Origin of the sequence: Paraburkholderia heleia NBRC 101817 (assembly GCF_000739775.1) — a bacterium.
Lineage (GTDB): Bacteria > Pseudomonadota > Gammaproteobacteria > Burkholderiales > Burkholderiaceae > Paraburkholderia > Paraburkholderia heleia.
Window position 1 is genome coordinate 1 of record NZ_BBJH01000110.1, and the last position, 511, is coordinate 511.

Sequence of the window (511 nt, forward strand, 5' to 3'; positions counted from 1 at the left end):
GTTACGCAAGAACGCTACCCGTTGCACCAGCCTGCGCTGTTCGCGTAGTAGCTGCTTTGCCTGCTCATCAGGATGCGGTGGAACGTCATAGGTCCACTGACTGGGACTGCACGCGGGATGGTCGGCATCAGTTGCGGGCCGCACACTTTCGCACGCCGCACTGACCTTTCCATACAGCCGCCCGAGAACACGTGTATCGAGGGGCTGACGCTCCACCGCTCCGCGCCACCGGAAATTCAGGCGGCGATGCGTGTGCATCAGTGATTCAACATCGTCCCCTTCTGCGGGCGGCAATGCCGCCATGTAGCCCTGATATAGATTCACCACCGGATCGTCGTCTGACAAACTGAAATCATCACGAATATTCGGTCTCAGATTTTCCGGCAATCGCATTGGCACTCCAGCCCGGATGGCCTCGGCCAGCATGTGGCGCAAGGGGATACGCGACAGCAGGTTGCTGCGGCCTTGTACATCCGGTTCGTATCCACCGCCCACATCCGAATGTACACCC

Annotated in this window: 1 pseudogene; it reads right to left on the reverse strand. The window is 59.3% G+C overall.

From position 1 onward, the window contains the following. A pseudogene (locus BHE01S_RS38635) lies at positions 1–511 on the reverse strand (hypothetical protein); the annotation flags it as partial.